We start from the raw sequence: 22,430 nt of genomic DNA, 5'->3' as shown, positions 1-22,430 counted from the left end.
CATTGTTAAAGTTACAATGGCGCAAATAATATCAAATACGTACTCAAAAGTATAAGTAAAAGAGGCCGCTTAGTGATTATGTAGTGCCTTATTCAGGAGTAAGTCAGACAAGATATATTACAAAAATTTACGAAAACTTTTTTCCTTCGTAAGGCAAAAAAACGTATTATGTCACAATTCGTAAATGTAGATGTGGAGAGCGACTTGTCGCAAGCAATTGTAGAGATCAAGGATGTTACTTTTTCACGGGGTGAAAGGATCATCTATAAAAACATGAGTTTCTCCGTTCCGAAAGGAAAAATCACAGCCATTATGGGCCCAAGTGGTATTGGTAAAACGACAATGCTGCGTTTAATTGGTGGCCAGCTCAAACCTGATAGGGGTGATATTTTATTCGAGGGACAAAGTATCCCAAGTATGTCTCGCAAAGCGCTTTATGATGTACGTACTAAAATGAGCATGTTGTTTCAAAGCGGTGCGCTTTTTACTGATATGTCGGTTTTTGATAACGTCGCATTTCCATTGCGAGAACACACCCAATTAAGTGAAGATTTAATCCGCCTTGTGGTTTTGATGAAGCTACAAGCTGTTGGCCTGCGTGGTGCAAAAGACTTAATGCCATCGGAGTTATCTGGTGGTATGGCAAGACGAGCCGCATTGGCAAGGGCGATTGCGTTAGACCCGGAATTAATCATGTATGACGAACCCTTTGCGGGGCAAGACCCCATATCAATGGGAGTGTTAGTAAAACTGATTAAATCACTCAACGAAGTGCTAGGCTTATCATCCTTGATTGTGACACATGATGTGAATGAAGTTTTGGGCATTGCCGATCATGTAGTGATCATTGCTGAACAAGGCGTTATCGGTAGCGGTACTCCTGAGCAAATGCAACAACATGACTCTGCGTTAGTGCAGCAGTTTCTCAAAGGTTTATCTGATGGTCCCGTGCCATTTCATTATCAAGCACAAGACTATCAAGATGAACTGCTATCAGGGAGTCAGCTGTGATCGAATTTTTTCAATCAGTTGGGCACAAAACGCTGAGCCGATTTGCTTCGTTAGGCCGAGCGACACGTATGCTGATTGGTGCACTGGTTAATGTGCCAAATTTGCGAAAAGGGCCTGCCTTACTTGTCCGTCAACTGTATATGGTTGGGCATCAGTCTTTACTTATTATCATGGTATCGGGATTGTTTATCGGTATGGTACTGGCCCTACAGGGTTATACCGTACTAGTAGGCTATGGCGCTGAAGATAGTTTAGGGCCACTGGTTGCTTTGAGTTTATTAAGAGAGCTGGGGCCTGTGGTAACCGCGTTGTTGTTCGCTGGTCGTGCTGGTAGTGCGTTAACTGCTGAAATCGGTTTAATGAAGGCTACTGAGCAGCTTTCTAGCTTAGAAATGATGGCGATTGACCCTTTAAGAAGAGTTGTTTCTCCGCGTTTTTGGGCGGGCTTCATTAGTATGCCTTTGCTCGCGTTAATCTTTTCAGCGGTAGCAATTTTGGGTGCACATCTTGTTGGTGTGGATTGGCTTGGTGTTGATTCAGGTAGCTTCTGGTCAATAATGCAGTCTCAGGTGTCTTTTGAAAAAGATATTGTAAATGGCATGATCAAAAGCTTTGTGTTTGCACTTATTGTGACATGGATTGCGCTGTATAAAGGTTATGATTGTATTCCCACATCCGAGGGGATCAGTAAGGCGACGACCGAAACAGTAGTCCACTCTTCATTGGCAGTTTTAGGGTTCGACTTTTTATTAACTGCTGTGATGTTTTCAGGTTAAAAGGTTTTAAAACAAATGAATACACGGAAAATTGAAATATTAGTTGGCTTATTTGTCGCATTGGGCGTAGCTGCATTTGCGGTACTGGCTTTAAAGGTTGCAAATTCTGGTATCTCGGGGAGCGGAGAAACCTACACGCTTAACGCTAAATTCGAAAATATAGGTTCGTTGAAAACTCGAGCGCCTATTAAAGTGGGTGGTGTGGTAATAGGTCGTGTAGAGGGGATCAGTATTCATCCACAAGAGTTTGTGCCAGTGGTTGCTATGAGTATCGATGCAAATTATGAATGCCAGTTTTCGGATACAACATCAGTGTCTATTCTTACTTCTGGGATTTTAGGTGAACAATACTTGGGAATTTCTCCGGTGATCGCTTCAGATGCGGCTAAACAAACATGCCTTGGTAATGAAGTGACAGACACAAGCTCTGATTTAGATGATTTATTTGGCGTTCAAAGTAAAGCATTAAAAGATGGAGACTTGGTGACAGATACAAAATCAGCGTTAGTATTAGAAGAGCTGATTGGACAATTTTTATTTAATCAAGGTAGTGAGTAATAGCCATGTTAGTAAGAATATTTATTGCTGCTGCAACACTGCTGTTTAGCAGTATTACGTTGGCTAACGAGCCAGTTGATATGAATGACCCCTACAAAATGGTACAACAAGTAGCGGACAATACTTTCAAGCGCATCACCAAAGATCAGGATGTCATTGTTGCCAATAAGGAACATCTAAGAGTAATCGTAGAGCAGGAATTATTACCTTATATTGATTATAAGTATGCGGCTTATCGCGTCCTAGGTAGCTATATCCAAAAGGTTAGAAATATTAAGGATAAAGAGGAAAAGGAGCAAGCGATAACACACATCAAGCAGTTTATTGAAGTGTTTAAGAACTACTTAGTTGCGACGTATGCAGGTGTGTTTACACAGTATACAAATCAACAAGTGGAGTTTTCTCCCGCTAAAGAGTTTGCAGACGAGCAAGTTGCTATTGTTAAAACCACGATTGTTGAGCCGGGCAAGCCTGATATAAAAATTGATTTCAAAGTTCGTAGGGACTCCAACAACGAGTGGCGAGCTTATGACATGATGGCTGAAGGAATTAGCTTATTAGATGCAAAACAGTCTGAGTTACACGGCATTTTGCGTCAACAAGGCATAGAGCATGTCATTGAACTTTTGGATAAAAAAAGCCGCCTACCTGTGCAGTTCAGGGGGGATGATGGCAGCAAGTAAAGTTCAGTTCCGTGAATTAGAGAGCGATCTTATCCAAGTTAGTGGTGAATTGACGAGAAATAGCTTAGTCGATGAACGGCTTCTTAATCAACAGATAGAAAACGTGCAGTCAGTACGTTATTTTGACCTTTCTGAGGTTTCTAGGGTTGACACGGCGGGCTTAGCTTGGTTAATTCACTCTTTAGGTAAATTGCAGCAGCAAGGCAAGCGCCTTGAGCTTAAAAATATACCTGATCAGCTACATAATTTAATGGCATTAGGTCAGGTGTCGAACTTATTTGAGTGAGTCTAATGGAAACAAACCAAGTCGAAACTTTATTAAAAGAAGCCCTATCTTTAGAAGAAGTCATAGTTAAAGCCAATGGCAACCACTATGAAGTGATAGCAGTAGGGGAGTGTTTTGACGGGTTAAGTCGCGTGAAAAAGCAACAGCTTGTCTATGGTCCGTTAATGGGCTCTATCTCTGATGGGACAATACATGCGCTAAGCATCAAAGCATTTACGCCAACGGAGTGGCAAAGAGAACGCAAATTTATTTTACCGCAATAACGGAGTCACAATGGATCAATTTGTTATCCAAGGTGGCACCACTTTGGCGGGTGAGGTCACTATATCTGGTGCTAAAAATGCGGCACTTCCTATTTTATTTGCAGCGTTACTTGCCGATGGCGTAAGTCACTTTTCTAATGTTCCTCAACTAAGAGATATTGGCACTACAGAAGCGCTTTTGAAAACATTAGGCGCAGGAATTAAATGGCAAGGCGATGTGCTGCAAGTTGATGGCAGCTCGGTAGACAAAGTACTTGCGCCTTATGAGTTAGTGAAACAAATGCGCGCCTCTGTGTTGGCACTCGGCCCTTTACTTGCGCGTTTTGGTGAAGCGCAGGTTTCTTTACCTGGCGGGTGTGCAATTGGAGCCCGACCTGTTGATATTCATATTCGTGGGCTTGAGCGCATGGGGGCGAGTATTAGTGTCGACAACGGTTATATTAACGCACGAGTAGACGGTCGCTTAAAAGGCGCGGAAATTTACATGGAAATGGTGAGTGTTGGTGCGACTGAAAACTTACTCATGGCCGCTACCTTAGCCCAAGGTACTACTATCTTAGAAAATGCAGCGCGTGAACCAGAAATTGTTAACCTTGCAGATTGTTTGATTGCTATGGGCGCCAAAATAAAAGGTGCGGGCACGAGTAGGATTGAAGTTCAAGGTGTTGAAAAACTCACTGGTTGCGAGCATAAAATTCTGCCAGATAGAATTGAGACAGGTACATTTCTTGTAGCTGCAGCGATGGCTAAAGGAGAAGTGCTGTGTAAGAACACCGATCATTTGTGCCTTGAACCTGTATTGGATAAATTACGTGCAGCCAATGCTATTGTCGAAGTGAATGACGACAGTATTTATTTGGATATGAGAGGTCGTGATTTAACGGCAGTCAATATTAAAACCATGCCTCATCCGGGTTTCCCAACGGATATGCAAGCGCAGTTTACAGCACTTAATGTCGTTGCTAAGGGGAGTGCGACGATAACCGAAACCATTTTTGAAAACCGTTTTATGCACGTGCCTGAGTTGCAGCGTATGGGCGCCAATATTCGTTTAGAAGGCAACACTGCAATTTGTGGTGATACCGATAAGCTAAGTGGTGCTCAGGTTATGGCTACCGATTTAAGAGCTTCTGCAAGCTTAATTTTAACGGGTATAGTTGCTAGCGGAGAGACATTAGTGGACCGTATCTACCATGTTGATAGGGGTTATCAGCGTATAGAAAATAAGTTGAGTAAGTTAGGGGCAAAAATAAAACGCCGACATAACTAACTGAATTGTTTTTAAACTAAAAAGCGAGTTTTGATACTCGCTTTTTAGTTATGTAATACCTGTTTAGTTGGCTCTGGTTTCGAGCTCAGCGACGACTAAAGTGAAGGTGCGCAGTTCATCGCCTCTATAAACTTCAAACTCGAGTCGCGTTCCTGGCCTAGTATTACCGATGAATTTTAAAGTACGTTGTGGATTGGTGACCGGTTCTCCAGCGACTTTTACTATAATGTCGTTCTCTTGCATACCTGCTTGCCATGCGGGCCCAAGAGGGTCTAAATCACTGACTCTTAAGCCAACGATACGAGTGTATAAATCGGTAACTTCCTTACCAGTACTGTCAACTGCAGCGCCTCTAAAGCCCAAATAACCACGTACTACCCGACCATCCACAATGAGCTTTTGCATCACTTCTTTAGCGAGTTTGTATGGTACGGCAAAAGAGATACCTTGTATGTCGATGTTGTAGCGGGTACGAAACTGAGCCGAGGTGATACCTACAAGTACGCCATTGGAATTGACAAGTGCGCCGCCAGAGTTGCCAACATTCACAGCTGCATCCATTTGTAATAGGTTATTGTACGGGCTATCGGTGAGCGTTTGCTTGCCTGTTGCACTCACCACACCCTGAGTAATGGTTTGACCTAAGTTCAGAGGGTTACCTATAGCAAGTACAACATCGCCAACGCGAGGGTTAAAACTATCATCAATGGGGATCACCGGCAGGTGTTGGGCATCGATTTTTAGTAATGCTAAATCTGTTATCGTATCAAAACCAATGACTTGTACATCATTGAAGCGGCGCCCATCCGTAAGTATGACCATGATTTGGTCGGCGTCATTGACAACATGGTAGTTCGTTAAAATATAGCCATCATGGGACATAAGCACCCCTGAGCCTAGTTCTTGAGTCGTATTTGCGCGCATATAACGAGGCATCGATGAAATACTTTCGGAGAAGATAGTGACAACTGCAGGTGCCGCTTTTTCAACAGCATCAGCAAAACTCATGTGGCTGCTAGTATAGTGTCCGGTGACGTCAAATTTGGGCAACACGGTATTTTTTAGGTTTGGAGAAAACCAAATAATTAGAAAAGCGATACAAAGTCCCGCCACAAAAGGAGGGAGTAAAAAGCGAATTAGTTTTAGCACAAGCGCAGTCTTATTAGTTCTAAAGGTTTTATCATGCACAAAGAAAAACACAGCGGCAAGTGCCGCTGTGTTTTTTAATACAAACTTATATTATTGAATAAGCAAGAATACCGAGTCTCTGCCGCGTTTGATACCAAGCACGATGTTACCTTGAATATCATCTATTAGGCTGCTCATATCGCGAATACTATCAACTCGTTGACGGTTTACTTGCATGATCACATCGCCTTCTTCTAAACCAACTCGCGCTGCAGGAGAGCGTGGTTCAACAGAAGTGACAACTACACCTTTATTGCCATTGCGCTCGCCGCTTTCAAGTACCGCGCCGCGTAGCATAGGGTGTACTTTGTCGGCCGGAGCTTGAGCTTCACCTTGACCTTTAAGTGTAACTTCAATGGTACGCTTACGACCATCTCGATAAACGCCTAGTTCTACGGTTCTGCCTTCACCAATTGTGGCAATTTTACTAGCAAGCTCTGCAAAGCTATGAATATCGTCACCGTTAACACTGACAATAACATCGTTGGCTAATATGCCGGCTTCTGCGGCTGCTGACTCTTTGATAACGCGTGCAACATAGGCACCTTGCTTAACATCAAAGCCTTGTGCTTTAGCAATACCCGCATCAAGTGTGCGACCTTCAATGCCCAATGAGCCGCGACGAACTTGACCAAACTCAATGATCTGATCAACCAGATTTTTCATCATGTTGGAAGGAATAGCAAAGCCGATCCCCACGTTGCCACCTGAAGCACCTAAGATTGCGGTGTTAATACCAATCAGCTCGCCTCTGAGATTCACAAGTGCGCCACCTGAGTTACCTTGGTTAATTGCCGCATCAGTTTGAATAAAATCTTCGTAACCTTCAATATTTAAACCGCTACGTCCTAGCGCACTGATGATCCCTGATGTAACCGTGTGGCTCAAGCCAAACGGGTTACCAATGGCAACGGCAAAGTCACCGACGCGAAGCTTGTCAGAATCGGCAAGTTTAATCTCGGTTAAATCTTTGCCTTCTATTTCCAGTAACGCAATATCGGATTCTTTATCTGTGCCGATGAGCTTGGCTTCAAATTCTCGGCCATCTTCTAGTGTGACAACAATTTTTTCGGCATCTGCTATTACATGGTTGTTGGTCACCACATAACCTTCATCAGCATCTATGATTACACCAGACCCTAGACCGCTAAAAGGACGTTTTTGACTGCGAGGTTGCGGATTGCCAAAAAAGTAGTCAAAAGGGTCAACACGACGGCGTACTTCTTTTGCGCCTGAAACTTGAATACTTACTACACCAGGTGTAACACGCTCTAGCATTGGTGCAAGTGTTGGCATACTTTGGCCATCTACAGCCATGGGAAGTTTAGCTAAAGCAGCATTAGGGCTAATAAGTAGGGCGGTTGATAGGATAGCTGCTGTTAATAACGAGTGTTTCAATTTCATAGTCAGTAAATACTCCGCAAAAGCGTTAATGCATTGAAAAGGCAGGTACTAAAATTTATAGGTGCTTGCCGTTTCGCTATTGTGAAAAACTATATCTACTGACTATGGGGTCAAAAAAAAGTTCATCAAGAGGCTTTTGATTGCTCAACTTCTAACCGTTCGCCAGAGAACAAGCCGCTTTCTCCATCTACATAGTCGGTTGGTTGTGAAAAGCCTTCGTTAGCTCTGTCATTGCGGCGGCGCTCAGGGCGGCTCTTTAATGAAGCATGTAGTTGCTCAGTTGTTTCTTTTGAGAAAAATGGCTCGCTAGGGTGTTTTGGTTTTTCAGCAAGAAGTACTTGGTTTGTTTCTTCTACATGGCTTAACAGTTGGCTATAGCTGTCTTGCATTTTACCCATTAATTTTTTGGTGCTTGCAAGGTGGTCGGCAACTTCTTGTCGGTATTGCTCAAGCTCGTGTTTTGCTTGTTGAGCTTGTTGCTCAAGTTCACTGTGTTTGAAATGCTTTTTAGTCCATACAGAGCCAATAAAAAAGGCAGCAATGGCAACGATTACGATAAGGCCAATCCAGGCAAATGAGGTCATATATCTCTCCTAATAACATCGCGAAGCGCATAAGCTTTGAAAACCGGGCGAGTTTGCGACTAATGATAAAATCTAATGATAAGCTAAATATACGCCTAGAATCGATGCGTGTTAATATAATACGCAAATAAAAACGTAGAACTATGTAACTGACTATGACACCGTGGGAAAAATATCAGCAAGATTTACAGCGCGAAGACTTTCAATACGATAGTGCACAAGAGAACGCCGTAAAGCATTTGCAAAGGTTATATGATGATTTATCTGCAGCGCCTGAACCAAAAAAAGGGCTGTTCGCTAAGTGGTTTGGTAAGCCAAATGCACAAAAAGTAAAAGGGTTATACTTTTGGGGGGGCGTTGGCCGGGGTAAAACTTATTTGGTCGACACCTTCTATGAAGCCTTGCCAACACAAAGAAAAATGCGCGTGCATTTTCACCGTTTTATGCACCGCGTGCATGACGAGTTAAAGTTGTTGAAAGAGGTTAAAAATCCGCTTGAAACCGTTGCTGATAAGTTTAAGGCCGAAACGGATATTATTTGTTTCGATGAATTTTTTGTGCAAGATATTACTGACGCCATGTTACTAGGTGGCTTGATGCAAGCGTTGTTTGCCAGAGATATCGTGTTGGTGGCGACTTCTAACATTGTGCCCGATGAATTGTATCGTAACGGTCTGCAGCGAGCGCGTTTTTTACCTGCAATAGAGCTGGTTAAAGAAAATACCGAAGTTGTGAATGTTGATTCGGGTATAGATTATCGTTTGCGAACACTTGAGCAAGCAGAGATTTTCCACAGTCCATTAGATGAGCAAGCAGATAAAAATCTGTTTGAATACTTTGATAAGTTATCACCAGAACCGGGTCGTTTAGACGAGAAGATTGAAATAGAAGGGCGCTTAATTCAAACCCGTAAAGTTTCAGACTGTATCGTTATGTTTGACTTTTCAGCTTTGTGTGAAACAGCGCGTTCTCAAGTTGATTACATGGAAATCAGTCGGTTATACAATACTGTGATTTTATCGAATGTGAAACAACTAGGGCAGCATAACGATGATGCTGCAAGACGCTTCATTGCATTGGTCGACGAATTTTACGAACGAAATGTTACTTTGATTATCTCTGCGGCTGCTCCTATCGCTGAGCTGTATACCCAAGGGACTTTGAACTTCGAATTTAAGCGCTGCATCAGCCGTTTACAAGAAATGCAATCACTTGAATACCTAGCCAGAGAACATCTTGCTTGATGGTTGTTTTTTTGTTCTACCTGCATAAGTAAACTTGATGCAAAAGTTTTTTGTAGAAAAAACAATCTCACGCTAGTCAAGCATAAATAGAGTTGCTATAATCCGCGGCCTGCCACGTTGCGTTCTATTGCCCTCGTCGGCTTAGCCACTGACTTGAGCGGCAAAAAAGTCTTAAACTCGAAGGGGTTAAAGCACTCATATAGTAAGCGGTAATCTTTTGATTACCTGTGGTTTTAAATAGAAAACATTGGATTTTTAAATGAAAACGTTTGTTGCTAAACCAGAAACTGTAAAACGTGACTGGTACGTAGTTGACGCTGAAGGTAAAACTTTAGGTCGCATCGCTACTGAAATCGCTCGTCGCCTTCGCGGTAAGCATAAAGCTGAGTACACTCCTCATGTAGATACTGGTGATTATATCATCGTTATCAACGCTGAAAAAGTTACTGTAACTGGTAACAAGACTCAGGACAAAATGTACTACGCTCACACTGGCTTCCCTGGCGGTCTTAAGTCTGTGAACTTCGAGAAACTTCAAGCTAAAAAGCCTGAAATGATCATCGAAAAAGCGGTTAAAGGCATGTTACCTCGCGGTCCTCTAGGTCGTGAAATGTACCGTAAACTTAAGGTTTACGCAGGTAGCGAGCACAACCACGCGGCACAACAGCCGCAGGTTCTAGACATTTAAGGAGCACACTCATGGCAAATCAATACTACGGTACAGGTCGTCGTAAAAGTTCAAGTGCTCGCGTATTCTTACGCCCAGGCACTGGCAGCATCGTAATTAATCAGCGTTCTATCGAAGAGTACTTCGGTCGTGAAACTTCTCGCATGGTTGTTCGTCAGCCTCTAGAGCTAGTTGATATGACAGAGAAGTTTGACCTTTACATCACTGTTGAAGGTGGTGGTATGACTGGTCAAGCTGGCGCGATCCGCCACGGTATCACGCGTGCACTTATGGAATTTGACGAGTCACTTCGTCCTACACTTCGTAAAGCTGGCTTTGTTACTCGCGATGCTCGTAAAGTTGAGCGTAAGAAAGTTGGTCTTAAGAAAGCACGTAAGAAGACACAGTTCTCAAAACGTTAATTTTTACGTTTCAAGAATTCAAAAACCCAGCTTTTGCTGGGTTTTTTGTTTTTACGCTATTCCTGCCTGCCTTTTAAATTCAGTTCCAGTCATTTTTATTTTTGCTCAATTAGTAGTCTCTTTTCCTAATCCTCAGATTTTCTGATAAAAAAAGTGCAATATTTAGGGATTTAGTGCAAATCTGACGATAACTCAGCGGTTTTTTTTGCTACAATTGCATGGCAAGTAAAGTGAGCGAGTTTCAACCCCGCATTCGGTGGTTCTCTAGCCTCTGTTGAGGTTGATCTTGGTCAGTATATTGTTTTTTAGAATAGCGTATCATATGCCATCGGCCTCATGCTCAAAGTAACCTAGCTAATTTAGCTTGGGTTTATTAGGGCATGAGTCTGTAATAACCTTGTTTTAATCAAGGGATTTATTTATGATCGCTTCTATTTTGTAGTTTCTTAAAATTAACCTGCTGTAACTGATGTTCTCAATATAGCAAGTGTTGAGAATCATAGTGGAGATAAGTGGATGAGCAATGCGCCTGTAGACAATGGCCGACGTCGCTTTTTAACCATAGCTACCTCTGTTGTTGGTGGTGTTGGTGCGGCTGGGGCTGCTGTTCCTTTTATTGCGTCTTGGAATCCAAGTGAGCGAGCTAAATCTGCAGGTGCGCCTGTAGAAGTAGATATCAGCAAGCTTGAACCTGGACAATTAATTCGTGTTGAGTGGCGAGGTAAACCTGTTTGGGTTATTTCTCGTACGCCAAAAATGCTTGAGCAGATGAAAGCTCATGAAGATAAGCTTCGTGACCCTGCATCTGAAGAGCCTCAACAGCTAGATTCAGCGAAAAACCCATATCGTTCTAAGCGTCCTGAAATTTTTGTGGCGGTTGGTATTTGTACTCACCTTGGCTGCTCGCCTAGCTTCTTACAGGGTGGTTTTGGTGAGAAGGTTGAAGGTACCGAAGATGGTTTCTTCTGTCCATGTCACGGTTCAAAATTTGACATGGCTGGTCGTGTATTCCAATCAGTACCAGCGCCATTAAACCTTGAAGTTCCGCCGTATACCTTTATTGATGACACCACGATTATAATCGGTGAAGAAGAAGGGGTTGCGTAATGTTTGGTAATATTATCAACTGGATCGATGAACGTATTCCAATGACTCGCGTTTGGAATATGCACATTGCTCAATATCCTGCGCCAAAAAACTTTAACTTTTGGTACTTATTTGGCTCACTTGCCATTTTAGTATTAGTTAACCAGATTGTTACTGGTATCTGGTTAACTATGAACTTCGTACCATCAGCAGAAGGTGCGTTTGCTTCTGTTGAATACATCATGCGTGATGTTGAATACGGCTGGCTACTGCGTTATTTGCACTCTACTGGTGCATCAGCGTTCTTTATTGTTGTTTACTTGCACATGTTCCGTGGCATGATCTACGGTTCTTACCAAAAACCACGTGAACTATTGTGGTTGTTCGGTATGTTCATCTTCTTAGCGTTAATGGCAGAAGCGTTTATGGGTTACTTGCTACCTTGGGGACAAATGTCTTTCTGGGGTGCTCAGGTAATTATCTCGCTGTTTGGTGCTATTCCGGTCATTGGTGATGACTTAACACTTTGGATCCGTGGTGACTACGTAATTTCTGGTGCAACATTAAACCGTTTCTTTGCATTACACGTTATTGCACTGCCACTAGTATTAGTCATTCTTGTATTCTTGCACATTGTTGCTCTACACGAAGTGGGTTCAAACAACCCTGATGGTGTTGAAATCAAGCGTAAGAAAGGCACTGTTGCTGAAGAAGACAAGCCAAAATTCAAGTTCCATGAGTATTACACAAGCAAAAAAGATATCGTGGACGCTATTCCATTCCACCCTTATTACACAGTAAAAGATGTGCTCGGTGTGGCTGGTTTCTTAATTTTGTTCTGCTGGGTAGTATTCTTTGCGCCTGAAATGAATGGTTTCTTCCTAGAAGCACCTAACTTTGAAGCGGCTAACCCGTTGAAAACGCCTGAGCATATTTTCCCTGTTTGGTATTTCACACCGTTCTATGCAATCTTACGTGCTATTCCTAATAAATTGATAGGTGTTGTGGCAATGGGTGCATCGATTGTTGTACTTGCTCTGCTACCTTGGATTGACCGTGGTAAAGTGAAATCTATTCGCTATCGCTGTGGCCTGCACAAGCTTAACATTGCACAGTTTGTTGTGACGTTTGTTATCCTTGGTTGGATTGGTGCTACACCGCAAACAGACTTCAAGACATTGTTGTCGCAAATCACTACCGTGACATACTTCATGTTCTTCGTATTACTGTTTGTGTACTCGAAGAATGAAAAGACAAAACCATTGCCAACGAGGTTGACGAAATGATGAAAAAGCTAATTATCGGTTTATTCGCATTATTGCCAACGTTTGCCATGGCAGCGGGTCCATCGGTGCCACTGATGGATGCGGGTAATGATTTAACTGACAAAGCGTCATTACAACGTGGTGCTAAGTTGTTTATGAATTACTGTCTTGGTTGTCACCAAATGCAGTATCAGCGTTATGAGCGTACTTTTAGAGATATCGGTATTCCAACTGATATCGGCCAGCAGCAATTGATTTTTGATGGCTCAAAAGTGGGTAGTCATATTTTGAATGCGATTGAAAAAGATGACGCTGCTAAGTGGTTTGGTGCTGCGCCACCAGATCTTACTTTAGTTGCTCGTGTTCGTGGCACCGATTGGATTTACACTTATCTTAAATCTTTCTATAAAGATGAGTCTCGTCCATTTGGCGTTAACAACACCATCTTCCCTTCAGTAGGGATGCCGCATGTACTACAAGAGTTGCAAGGTTTACCAGTGCCAATTACTGAACAAGTAGAAGAGCATGGCCATACTGTAACCAAAGTAGTTGGCACTCAAACTGATGGTTCTGGTGAGATGAGTACTGATGAATATGATCAAGCAGCACGCGATATTACCAATTTCTTGGCATATGTAGGTGAGCCTTCTCGTCTAGAGTCAAAAGCAATTGGTTATAAAGTACTAGGGTTTTTAGTTATTCTATTTATCCTTGCGTTCTTCTTGAAGAAAGAATACTGGAGAGATGTCCACTAAGTTGGTCATATCTAAGGTGATTTTTGTAATAGGGGCTTTAGCCCCTATTGCTGTTTAAAGTGATTTATTACTTTTTGTAATTATTAATGGAGGTAGGCATGGCCGTTGCTGCCAATAAGCGCCCTGTAATGACTCTTTTCTCTGGTGCAAACTGCATGTATAGCCACCAAGTGCGTATTGTACTGGCTGAGAAAGGGGTAAGTGTTGATATTCACCTAGCAGAGAAGGATAACCTGCCAGAGGCTCTACATGAGATAAACCCTTATGGTACGGTCCCTACTTTAATTGACCGCGAGTTGGGTTTATACCAAGCGAATATCATCAATGAGTACCTTGATGAGCGTTTTCCACATCCACCTTTAATGCCTGTCTACCCAGTAATGCGTGGCCGTAGTCGTCTTATGATGCACAGAATTGACACTGACTGGTACAGCCTAGCTGCAAAAATTATGGATGGTGGAGCTGAAGAAGCACAAGCGCGTAAGGAGTTAACAGAAGCATTGTTGGCTGTTGCGCCAATTTTCAATGAAGCGCCTTACTTCATGAGTGAAGAGTTCAGCTTAGTAGATTGCTATTTAGCACCACTACTTTGGCGTTTACCACAATTAGGTATTGAACTCAGTGGCGCTGGAGCGAAAGAGTTGAAAGACTATATGTTACGTTTATTTGAGCGTGACTCTTTCCAAGCTTCATTGACTGAAGCTGAGCGTGAGATAAGAGCATAATGACTCCTAATCGCCCATATTTACTGAGAGCCTTTTTTGATTGGATCGTTGATAACGAGTGTACACCACACCTTGTTGTTAATGCTGAGTATCCAGCTGTTCAAGTGCCTACACAGTTTGTACAAGATGGGCAGATTGTGTTGAATATTAGCCCATCAGCAGTCACACAATTTGCAATGGATAATCACCAATTGAGCTTTAATGCTCGTTTTGGTGGTCAACCTATGCAAGTGTATGTGCCTATCGCTGCGGTATTGGCCATATATGCACGTGAAAATGGCGAAGGAACAGTCTTTACGCAAGAAGAGTTTCCTGAAGAAGATATTCAAGAAACGCTTGAGACACAATCAACAGAGTCAGAAAAAGCTGAACCAGAAAAGCCAAAAGGGTCACACCTTAGAGTTATCAAGTAGTATCCAGCTTTACGTCTGAACATAAAAAAACCTGCTGCTAGCAGGTTTTTTTATGTGTGATAAATTGATATTACAAATATTCGAACGCTTTTATAACACGAGCTACGCCATTTACATGGCGAGCAATTTCGACCGCTCTATTGGCTTCTTCTTGGCTTACTAGACCCATCAAAAATACTTCGCTATTTTCTGTAACCACTTTTATATTATTGCCACTGACATCGTCAGCTGCGAGTAATTTGGTCTTTACTTTGGAGGTTAGCCAAACATCATGAGTTTGGGTTGCTACGCCAATGTTGCTACTAATTCTTAATTGATTGTGAATTTGTCGAATAGCTGCAATACCTTGAAGGGTTTTTTGCGCTTGCTCCTTCATCTCGATATTGGCGACTTGGCCAACCATTAATACAACCCCGTTGACACTGATCAGGCTAATATTGGCATGCTCTTTTAAGCGTTCAACATTTCTAATCGCAATCATTCCCTTGATTTCTATATTGTTATCATCAAGTTGAGAGCCTATTGTGCGACGGTCATCAGCCGCAGAAATAGCGCCCGCAGTGCCAGCTACAACGGCCGCAGCACAACCTTGTAACAGCGTAATACTTAGTAGCAGTGCGATAGGTTTTACCAACATTGTTTACTGCTCTCCTTGTGGGAATAAAGTGTTATCAATTAACTGGCTAAGACAATGTATGATGAATAAGTGAGATTCAACTATACGACTAGGGCGTTTGCTTGGCACGCGTATCTCTACATCACTGGGGCCTAATAGCCCAGTTAACTCTCCGCCATCATCTCCAACCAGTGCGATGACTTTCATATCTTTGGTAAGAGCTGCCTCTGCAGCGCTAACGATATCTTTTTCATTACCATTAACAGCGAGCACTAATAGTATATCGCCTTGCTGAGCAAACGCTCTTACTTGTCTAGAAAAGCGATCAGCATCGTCTGATGCTATGTATTGGCCAAGATGAACTGAGCTTTGCGCCAGTGCTACTGCCGGCAAGCATGGCCGCTCAGTTTCGTAAAAGTTGACCAGTAACCCAGCCATATGCTCAGCAAGCATATGGCAGTTATCAGCGCCACAGCACAATAGTTTGTTGCCGTTTATTAACCCTTGCACAATTGTGAATGCTGCTGACTCTAGCGCATCGGGTAGGACTTCCCCAGCAGCTATCTGTGCCTGAATACTTTCAGTAAAAATGCTTTTAATAGATTCTTGCATACTAAAAAACGCTCTTAATCCATTGTATATTAGGAGGGTTTTTCCCCTCAATCGCAATAAAGTCTACGCGCACTGGTACATTATGCAACTGTTGCGCGCCCAAGTAGTGATAAATGCTACGTTTTAGCTTTTGTTGTTTAGCCTGACCTAGTGCAGCCAGTGCGCCACCAAAGCGATGAGAAGTTCGATATTTCACTTCAACAAAGACCCAGCAGTTGCCATCTCGCATGATCAAATCGATTTCGCCGTAAGAACAATAATAATTGCTCTGTACATAATTCAGTCCTTGCTTTTGCAAATAGGATTTTGCTAGGCGTTCGTAATGCTCACCTTTATCTCTGGTATTTTTGAATAATCCTTTAAACATTGGCATCCTGCCTTAGTTCATAACCTGCTCGTCGGTTTTTTGTGTTTGGCGCATATAAAGTGGTGCCGGAGGTGTTTCATTAAGTTTAACCAAACGAACCTTGTTTTGTTTGTACTGTGCCCAACTTAAAGTCCTCGTAAGGATGTTATCGCGCTTTATACTTATTTGTCCTGTAAGACCAGAAAACTCTTTTCCTGGAATACGTGCCAGTTGTTTTATCTGTGGGATCAAGTTTAGTGAGTCGTATGCCATAGCGAATAGTCGCTGCTCTATATCCGCTTGCTCGGGCCACAGTGTTAAGTACTTTTCTCGTAAGTCGTTTTGTTGTACGGCTCCCGGCAGCATCCACGGCTGCTCGGTAAAATATAAGCCTTCCAAGTCACCCTTATCTGTGGTGTCTATACGCCTACTGTAGCTTTTAGAGGTGGCATACAAAGGAATGCGCTCGGCAAACGTACTGACATTTACATCCAGATACGGTTTTAGCAGTCGAGTTTCAATTGTGTCACCCAAAATATAGATCACATCAATGTCTCCACGGGAGCGGGTTTCACTTTCGACCTCTTTGCTAAATAAAGACTTGATTGTACTAATACGCTGTTTTGATTCATCGACTTCGAGCAAATTAGCCACAACTTTAGCCATATTTTTACTGTCGGTATAAAAGCCAACCTCAGGTTGAGTCTCACTGAATCTTTGCCATTGTTGTTGAAAATGGCTGATGAGTCGGTGCCCAGAGTTATTGTCAGGAGCTAAAAGCATAGGCTTTTGATACTCTTTTGCTAAGAAGTGCACCAAAGCTTGTTCAACTTCATGCTCGGGGTTGAGTGCAAAGTAATAATGTTGTGCATTATGATTAAGCTGACTCGGCGTGTTTAGATAAATGGTCGGCAAGGCGGAAAGCACTTCACTACCAGCTAGTTTATCAATATTACTTTTGAGCAATGGGCCAATCACAAAATCAATTTGATGGCGCGCAATGGCTTGTTCTATTTCTTGTGTGCTTTGTGCTTCGTCAATAAAGAACACTTCATCGATATTATGCTTGTCTAACGCTGCTAGAAAGCCATTTTTGAGGGCAGCGCCAAAGCGCTCACTGCTACCAGATTGCGGCAATAAGATGGCTAATCGCTTTGTATCATAGGGTACTAAGCTAACAGACGTGGCGACTTCTTCAGGCAATAAGTAGCTAGCTGGATGATTTACAAAACGACGCTGCCAGTTATTGAGGGCCTGATGAAGCTGTACTCCGGCGCCAAGATAAACAAGTTGGTATTTAGCAAGCTTAACCCATCCTTGTTGAATGACAGAGCCACTATCTAGCTTTTCTAAAGCAAAAGAAGACAACTGTTGTAGGGCTTGCCAGATATCATCATTTAGGTTCGCGATTGTGACATTGCTCTGAGCACTTATATTGGCAGCATTAAAAAAGTAGTTGAGCGCCTGATTAGGGAGGCCTTCAGTGGCATAAATACTGCCAGTTAAGTATTGATGCCATGCTTTATGCTCGGGTAAAGAGAGCTGTTCTTCAAGTGAATTAAGAATCGCCAAGGCGGCACTTGCGCGTTGCTGGTTTTTGCGTGCCAGTGCGATATATAACTTGTTTTGGACGTGATCGACACTGACTTTGCTTTCTAAGGCTAGACAAATTTGTTCAAGGAGTTGCCAGTCTTTACCACTAATAGCTGCATCTCTTGCATAATAAAGCAACTGTATTCTGTTTGCACCGGACTTAGATTGGGCTTTTTCAAACAAGGCAAGCGCATCAGAATAATCTAATGTGTGCTTTGATTGCTGATTTTGTGGCTTGGAGTTAGCTGTTGGTACTTTTTCGGTTGTACTACAGGCTGATAACCCTGACAATATAGCGATTACAAGACTAATTATTTTCAGTCGCACAACAACGCCCTAGTTGATTTACTTTCTAGGGGCTATCTTACTGACTGAACTGGGAGAGCTCAATGATAAAAGCACAGAACACCGATAAAATAGGCACCCTTTATGTGGTAGCCACGCCAATTGGCAATCTTGCCGACATCAGCGAGCGAGCTTTAACCACGCTATCTAATGTCGACTTAATCGCAGCTGAAGATACCCGCCATACAGGTAAATTACTGAGCCACTTCAACATCAAAGCGAAAACGTTTGCTTTGCATGATCACAATGAAAAACAAAAAGCGCAGCAAGTTGTCGATTGGCTCAATGAAGGCTTAGATATCGCTTTGGTATCGGATGCTGGGACTCCTTTGATAAGCGACCCAGGTTATGCGGTTGTAAACCTATGCCGTGAACAAGGGGCAAATGTAACGCCTGTGCCAGGAGCATGCGCTGCCATTACGGCTCTGTGTTGTTCTGGCTTGCCTACGGACCGCTTTCAGTTTATTGGTTTTACGCCAGCAAAAAGTCAGGCGCGTCAGCAGTTTTTTCTAGATGCCTATGAAAGTGGCATCACCAGCATTATGTATGAGAGCACACACCGAATTATGGCAAGCTTGAATGACTTGCAAGCAGCCTTAGGTGAAGAGCAACAAGTTGTTTTTGCAAAAGAACTAACCAAAACATACGAAACATTTTTTAGTGGCTCGGTGGCTCAGTTGATTGAATTTCTAACCGAAGAGCCTGAAAAACAGCGTGGTGAATTGGTACTGATGTTACCGGGAAAGCCAAAACAACAAGAAGAAATTCCAGCGGATGCTAAACGTATGTTGTCGTTACTTGAAAGTGAAATGCCACTGAAAAAAGCTTGTGGTGTTGTGGCTGACTATTTTAACTTAAAGAAAAATGCCTTGTATAAAGCGGCAATCGCCGAAAAAGACGCGTAAAAAGCGTGAGCTTTGCGCTTAGTTACCGTATAATCCGCGCCGAGTCAGCCGGATAATCGCTGCCTGTGACGAAAATGATCAGGGGGAGGAAAGTCCGGGCTCCACAGGGCAGGGTGCCAGCTAACGGCTGGGGGGCGTAAGCCTACGACAAGTGCAGCAGAGAGGAGACCGCCAATCTTCGGATTGGTAAGGGTGAAAGGGTGCGGTAAGAGCGCACCGGGCCACTGGTAACAGTTGGTCGCAAGGTAAACTCCACCCGGAGCAAGACCAAATAGGGTTCCTTATGGTGTGGCCCACATCGGAACCGGGTAGGTTGCTTGAGCCTAGGAGCGATCCTAGGCCTAGACGAATGATTATCGCTCGCAAGAGTACAGAACCCGGCTTATAGGCTGACTCACTAATTTTAGTAGCCGCTTGGTTTACATATGTAAATCAAGCGGTTGTCTAAAAAACTTACCCATAATCTCGCCAATTTAAGTTGCCATTGGTACGTGCTTTACAACTTCTAAACTCCAATCACACTACAACATCTATTTCTCAAAATATCCTAATAATTTGGCTAACTGGGTTACCTGATATACCCTTTTGAACCGTATGATTTTTTATACTTAACGCCACGGTATTTAAACCCGTGACGTTAAGTATTGAAGGGGATTTCTTCGTGGCAACTATTTGAAGAATTACAACAAGAAACCTTCACTTCACTCGCTTCGTAACCTGCTTCTTTAATAGCAGCAGTCACTTCCTCTGCTGAAAGATCAGACTCAACAGATACGGTTCTACTTGCTAGATCGAAGATTAGTTTTGCATCTTCATCGAGTGTTAGTAACGCTTTAGTAATTGCGCCCGTGCAATGATTGCATGATATTTCTGCGACATTAAATTTCATCATTATTTATCTCCTATTTAGTATTCGGGCACTATGCTAAAAGTTACTCCTTTGGCAGTGTCAACAATTTTTAAAAAGTTATTTGACCTTAACCTTATGGCAAGGTTTAGCCTTTCATTATTGAATCCAAATTGTCAGATAGGAGATTCTAAAATGACAACAACTATAGACTTGCCTCTAAAAGGTATGACGTGTGCTTCTTGCGCAAATAGAGTCGAAAAGGCGTTAATGGCGGTATCGGGCATTGATAGTGCGAATGTTAATCTGGCCTCTGACACGGTGTCGATTTCAGGTGATATAAACATGACAGCGCTAAGCAATGCAGTTAACGCAGTAGGATACCAACTTGACTTTGCAACTAAACAGTTCGAGGTTAAAGGTATGACATGTGCTTCATGTGGTAGCCGAGTAGAGAAGAGTTTAAACAGTCTTGCAGGGGTTATATCTGCAACAGTAAATTTAGCGACAGAGCAAGTGAGTGTTGTAGTAACGCCAAAAGTGAATGATGCTGAGTTACAGCAGGCCGTTAAAAATTCAGGTTACGAGTTGGTCATCACCAGCAATATTGAAAAACCTCTGGATGACAAGAGCAGTACGGCTTTTTACCACAAAGATGGTTGGCCTGTCATAGGGGCTGCAATGTTAACGTTGCCTCTTGTTCTGCCAATGTTCGGGATGTTATTTGCTCAAGATTGGATGTTAGCACCTATTTGGCAATGGATTTTAGCTACCCCGGTACAATTCTATTTTGGCGCGCGCTTTTATAAAGCAGGTTGGCATGCACTTAAAGCATTTACCGGTAATATGGACCTTCTTGTGTCTATTGGAACCAGTGCAGCATATGGGTTATCACTTTATCTGTGGCTTACTTTTGATGGGCATCACGGATCACCGCATCTATACTTTGAAAGCAGTGCAGCGGTTTTAACATTGGTGTTGTTAGGCAAGTTTCTCGAAAAGAGAGCCAAAAAGCAGACAACCAGCGCACTCCAAGCGCTAGAAAATTTGAAGCCCACCTCAGCGACTGTATTAGTCGATGGACAGTGGCAAACGCTTTTAGCATCTGAGATAAAAAAAGCGGATGTGGTCAAAGTCAGACCTGGAGAGCGTATCCCTTGCGATGGTATTGTCATTAATGGCAACAGTAATGTTGATGAGGCTTTGATTAGCGGAGAAAGTATCCCTTTAAACAAAACGAACGGTGATAAGGTTACTGGCGGTTCTGTGAATTTAGATGGAGTACTTGAAATTGAAGCCTCAGCTGTCGGTTCTGAGTCAACTCTATCAAAAATCATCCGCTTGGTTGAGCAGGCTCAAGGTGCAAAGGCTCCGGTTCAAGCGTTGGTTGACAAAATCAGTAGCATCTTCGTTCCTGCTGTTTTGGTATTTGCTCTATTAACCGTACTTGTTTGGGGGGGAATGCTAGGTCAATGGTCGCAAGGCATTCTGTACGCTGTTGCCGTGCTCGTTATCGCGTGTCCATGTGCGCTTGGTTTGGCTACGCCTGCAGCCATAATGGCCGGAACAGGCACTGCTGCACGACATGGTATATTGGTAAAGGATGCAGTTGCGCTAGAAAGTGCTACACACATTGACTATGTCGTGTTTGATAAAACGGGAACGCTTACAGAGGGCAAGCCAGTCTTAACACAAATTACAGCACTAAAAGGGAGTGAAGATGCGCTCTTGGAGTTAGCATATGCACTGTCTGAACATAGCGAACACCCGTTGTCTAAGGCCATCGTTAATTTTGCACAAGATAATGATATCCAACTAGCGGACATCACTGGGTTTAAAGTGATCGCCGGCAGCGGTGTTAGTGGAGAAATCGACAGTCGCGCTATAATTATGGGCTCTAGTAAATGGATGACCCAGCTGGGTGTGACATTGCCAACAGAGCTTATTCACTCACAAGGAGCCTCGGTATCTTGGCTCGCCGAGAGCACAGCACATGGTACAGAATTACTAGGCATATTATGTTTTGCTGACAAACCAAAGCAGGGGGCGTTGTCTGCAGTGCAAAGTCTTCAACGTGACGGAATAATGGTAGCCATGATCACGGGAGACTCTCAAGCAAGCGCCGAGTATGTAGCTAAACAATTGGGTCTAGATAATTTCGATGCTGAGGTTTTACCACAGGGCAAAGCAGCTGCTGTCGCTGCTTATCAGGCGAAAGGTTATAAAGTAGCGATGGTTGGAGATGGTATTAATGATGCGCCTGCACTTGCACAAGCGGATCTAGGTATAGCAATGGCGACCGGTACTGAAGTTGCTGTGAGTGCATCAGCCATTACGCTAATGCGAGGTGATCCTGAATTAGTATCCTCTTCGTTGAAACTCGCGAATGCAACTTATCGAAATATCAAACAAAATCTATTTTGGGCCTTTGCATTCAACACCATAGGTATACCTCTGGCTGCTCTGGGATTTCTAAATCCAATTTTAGCGGGAGCTGCAATGGCATGTAGTAGTTTACTCGTCATTACTAATGCCTTGCGACTTCAAAGAATGTCTTTCTAGGAGT

Annotated in this window: 25 protein-coding genes and 1 other RNA gene; 18 read left to right on the top strand and 8 right to left on the bottom strand. The window is 43.0% G+C overall.

Features of this window, described 5'->3' with window-relative positions; all coding sequences use genetic code 11:
• Positions 1–168: 168 nt before the first annotated feature.
• The 7 genes from mlaF to murA are packed head-to-tail and all read left to right on the top strand — an operon-like array spanning position 169 to position 4,847.
• On the top strand, positions 169–1,011 hold the full coding sequence (mlaF, locus tag HC733_RS01935) for a phospholipid ABC transporter ATP-binding protein MlaF (RefSeq protein WP_238937401.1): 843 nt from the start codon (positions 169–171) through the stop codon (positions 1,009–1,011).
• A complete protein-coding gene (gene mlaE, locus HC733_RS01930) occupies positions 1,011–1,787 on the top strand; it encodes a lipid asymmetry maintenance ABC transporter permease subunit MlaE (RefSeq protein WP_446727611.1) in 777 nt (258 codons plus the stop codon). The genes mlaF and mlaE overlap by 1 nt, the downstream gene beginning before the upstream one ends.
• A gap of 15 nt (positions 1,788–1,802) precedes the next feature.
• Complete coding sequence (gene mlaD, locus HC733_RS01925; protein WP_190363367.1) at positions 1,803–2,345, top strand: outer membrane lipid asymmetry maintenance protein MlaD; 543 nt, start codon at positions 1,803–1,805, stop codon at positions 2,343–2,345.
• Between the two features lie 5 nt (positions 2,346–2,350).
• The gene (locus HC733_RS01920) at positions 2,351–3,028 is read left to right on the top strand and encodes an MlaC/ttg2D family ABC transporter substrate-binding protein (protein ID WP_190363366.1); all 678 of its coding nucleotides are present in this window, start codon (positions 2,351–2,353) and stop codon (positions 3,026–3,028) included.
• Entirely contained in the window at positions 3,015–3,314 is a 300-nt protein-coding gene (locus tag HC733_RS01915) for an STAS domain-containing protein (protein ID WP_190363365.1), read from the top strand. Before HC733_RS01920 ends, HC733_RS01915 begins: the two co-directional genes overlap by 14 nt.
• 5 nt (positions 3,315–3,319) lie before the next feature.
• On the top strand, positions 3,320–3,577 hold the full coding sequence (locus HC733_RS01910) for a BolA family protein (protein ID WP_190363364.1): 258 nt from the start codon (positions 3,320–3,322) through the stop codon (positions 3,575–3,577).
• A 10-nt stretch (positions 3,578–3,587) separates the two neighbouring features.
• On the top strand, positions 3,588–4,847 hold the full coding sequence (murA, locus tag HC733_RS01905) for a UDP-N-acetylglucosamine 1-carboxyvinyltransferase (RefSeq protein ID WP_190363363.1): 1,260 nt from the start codon (positions 3,588–3,590) through the stop codon (positions 4,845–4,847).
• Between the two features lie 63 nt (positions 4,848–4,910).
• Here the strand turns inward: murA and HC733_RS01900 are convergent, their stop codons facing one another.
• From HC733_RS01900 to HC733_RS01890, 3 genes are all read right to left on the bottom strand, one after another.
• Complete coding sequence (locus HC733_RS01900) at positions 4,911–5,996, bottom strand: trypsin-like peptidase domain-containing protein (RefSeq protein ID WP_190363362.1); 1,086 nt, start codon at positions 5,994–5,996, stop codon at positions 4,911–4,913.
• Between the two features lie 90 nt (positions 5,997–6,086).
• Complete coding sequence (locus tag HC733_RS01895; protein ID WP_190363361.1) at positions 6,087–7,439, bottom strand: DegQ family serine endoprotease; 1,353 nt, start codon at positions 7,437–7,439, stop codon at positions 6,087–6,089.
• A 125-nt stretch (positions 7,440–7,564) separates the two neighbouring features.
• A complete protein-coding gene (locus tag HC733_RS01890) occupies positions 7,565–8,023 on the bottom strand; it encodes a YhcB family protein (RefSeq protein WP_190363360.1) in 459 nt (152 codons plus the stop codon).
• 155 nt (positions 8,024–8,178) lie between these two features.
• Between HC733_RS01890 and zapE the strand changes: the two genes are divergently transcribed.
• The 8 genes from zapE to HC733_RS01850 all read left to right on the top strand — a co-directional run bounded on the left by zapE (position 8,179) and on the right by HC733_RS01850 (position 14,600).
• Positions 8,179–9,267 carry a cell division protein ZapE gene (zapE, locus tag HC733_RS01885; RefSeq protein WP_190363359.1) on the top strand — a complete coding sequence of 363 codons (1,089 nt, stop codon included), beginning with the start codon at positions 8,179–8,181 and terminating at the stop codon, positions 9,265–9,267.
• A gap of 259 nt (positions 9,268–9,526) precedes the next feature.
• Complete coding sequence (rplM, locus tag HC733_RS01880) at positions 9,527–9,955, top strand: 50S ribosomal protein L13 (RefSeq protein ID WP_070983177.1); 429 nt, start codon at positions 9,527–9,529, stop codon at positions 9,953–9,955.
• Between the two features lie 11 nt (positions 9,956–9,966).
• Positions 9,967–10,356 carry a 30S ribosomal protein S9 gene (gene rpsI / locus HC733_RS01875; RefSeq protein WP_190363358.1) on the top strand — a complete coding sequence of 130 codons (390 nt, stop codon included), beginning with the start codon at positions 9,967–9,969 and terminating at the stop codon, positions 10,354–10,356.
• Positions 10,357–10,872: 516 nt separating this feature from the next.
• The gene (gene petA / locus HC733_RS01870) at positions 10,873–11,463 is read left to right on the top strand and encodes a ubiquinol-cytochrome c reductase iron-sulfur subunit (protein WP_190363357.1); all 591 of its coding nucleotides are present in this window, start codon (positions 10,873–10,875) and stop codon (positions 11,461–11,463) included.
• Positions 11,463–12,728, top strand: a complete 1,266-nt coding sequence (locus tag HC733_RS01865) for a cytochrome b (RefSeq protein WP_190363356.1) — start codon at positions 11,463–11,465, stop codon at positions 12,726–12,728. Before petA ends, HC733_RS01865 begins: the two co-directional genes overlap by 1 nt.
• Positions 12,725–13,462, top strand: coding sequence for a cytochrome c1 (locus HC733_RS01860; protein ID WP_190363355.1), 738 nt, complete (start codon positions 12,725–12,727; stop codon positions 13,460–13,462). Before HC733_RS01865 ends, HC733_RS01860 begins: the two co-directional genes overlap by 4 nt.
• Before the next feature lie 98 nt (positions 13,463–13,560).
• Positions 13,561–14,187, top strand: a complete 627-nt coding sequence (gene sspA / locus HC733_RS01855; RefSeq protein ID WP_190363354.1) for a stringent starvation protein SspA — start codon at positions 13,561–13,563, stop codon at positions 14,185–14,187.
• The gene (locus tag HC733_RS01850) at positions 14,187–14,600 is read left to right on the top strand and encodes a ClpXP protease specificity-enhancing factor (RefSeq protein WP_190363353.1); all 414 of its coding nucleotides are present in this window, start codon (positions 14,187–14,189) and stop codon (positions 14,598–14,600) included. The genes sspA and HC733_RS01850 overlap by 1 nt, the downstream gene beginning before the upstream one ends.
• Before the next feature lie 70 nt (positions 14,601–14,670).
• Here HC733_RS01850 and dolP read toward each other — a convergent pair whose 3' ends face one another.
• Genes dolP through HC733_RS01830 form a run of 4 tightly spaced genes read right to left on the bottom strand, consistent with a single transcriptional unit; the run spans position 14,671 to position 18,094 of the window.
• On the bottom strand, positions 14,671–15,237 hold the full coding sequence (gene dolP, locus HC733_RS01845; protein ID WP_190363352.1) for a division/outer membrane stress-associated lipid-binding lipoprotein: 567 nt from the start codon (positions 15,235–15,237) through the stop codon (positions 14,671–14,673).
• A gap of 3 nt (positions 15,238–15,240) precedes the next feature.
• Positions 15,241–15,828 carry an SIS domain-containing protein gene (locus tag HC733_RS01840; protein ID WP_190363351.1) on the bottom strand — a complete coding sequence of 196 codons (588 nt, stop codon included), beginning with the start codon at positions 15,826–15,828 and terminating at the stop codon, positions 15,241–15,243.
• A gap of 1 nt (position 15,829) precedes the next feature.
• Positions 15,830–16,195: a YraN family protein gene (locus HC733_RS01835; RefSeq protein WP_446727610.1), complete on the bottom strand. Its 366-nt coding sequence runs from the start codon at positions 16,193–16,195 to the stop codon at positions 15,830–15,832.
• A 12-nt stretch (positions 16,196–16,207) separates the two neighbouring features.
• Positions 16,208–18,094, bottom strand: coding sequence for a penicillin-binding protein activator (locus HC733_RS01830; protein ID WP_190363349.1), 1,887 nt, complete (start codon positions 18,092–18,094; stop codon positions 16,208–16,210).
• Positions 18,095–18,156: 62 nt separating this feature from the next.
• Between HC733_RS01830 and rsmI the strand changes: the two genes are divergently transcribed.
• A complete protein-coding gene (rsmI, locus tag HC733_RS01825; RefSeq protein ID WP_190363348.1) occupies positions 18,157–19,017 on the top strand; it encodes a 16S rRNA (cytidine(1402)-2'-O)-methyltransferase in 861 nt (286 codons plus the stop codon).
• Between the two features lie 40 nt (positions 19,018–19,057).
• Positions 19,058–19,418, top strand: an RNA gene (rnpB, locus tag HC733_RS01820) — RNase P RNA component class A.
• Between the two features lie 236 nt (positions 19,419–19,654).
• On the opposite strand, the gene HC733_RS01815 is transcribed toward rnpB, so the two are convergent.
• A complete protein-coding gene (locus HC733_RS01815; protein ID WP_203219198.1) occupies positions 19,655–19,909 on the bottom strand; it encodes a heavy-metal-associated domain-containing protein in 255 nt (84 codons plus the stop codon).
• Between the two features lie 150 nt (positions 19,910–20,059).
• On the opposite strand from HC733_RS01815, the gene HC733_RS01810 reads away from it, so the two are divergent.
• On the top strand, positions 20,060–22,426 hold the full coding sequence (locus HC733_RS01810) for a heavy metal translocating P-type ATPase (protein WP_190363347.1): 2,367 nt from the start codon (positions 20,060–20,062) through the stop codon (positions 22,424–22,426).
• Positions 22,427–22,430: the final 4 nt, after the last annotated feature.

The sequence above is a fragment of the Pseudoalteromonas sp. S16_S37 genome, from assembly GCF_014694405.1.
Lineage (GTDB): Bacteria > Pseudomonadota > Gammaproteobacteria > Enterobacterales > Alteromonadaceae > Pseudoalteromonas.
Note: the sequence above shows the minus strand (reverse complement) of the source record. Positions and strands in the feature narration are given on the sequence as shown.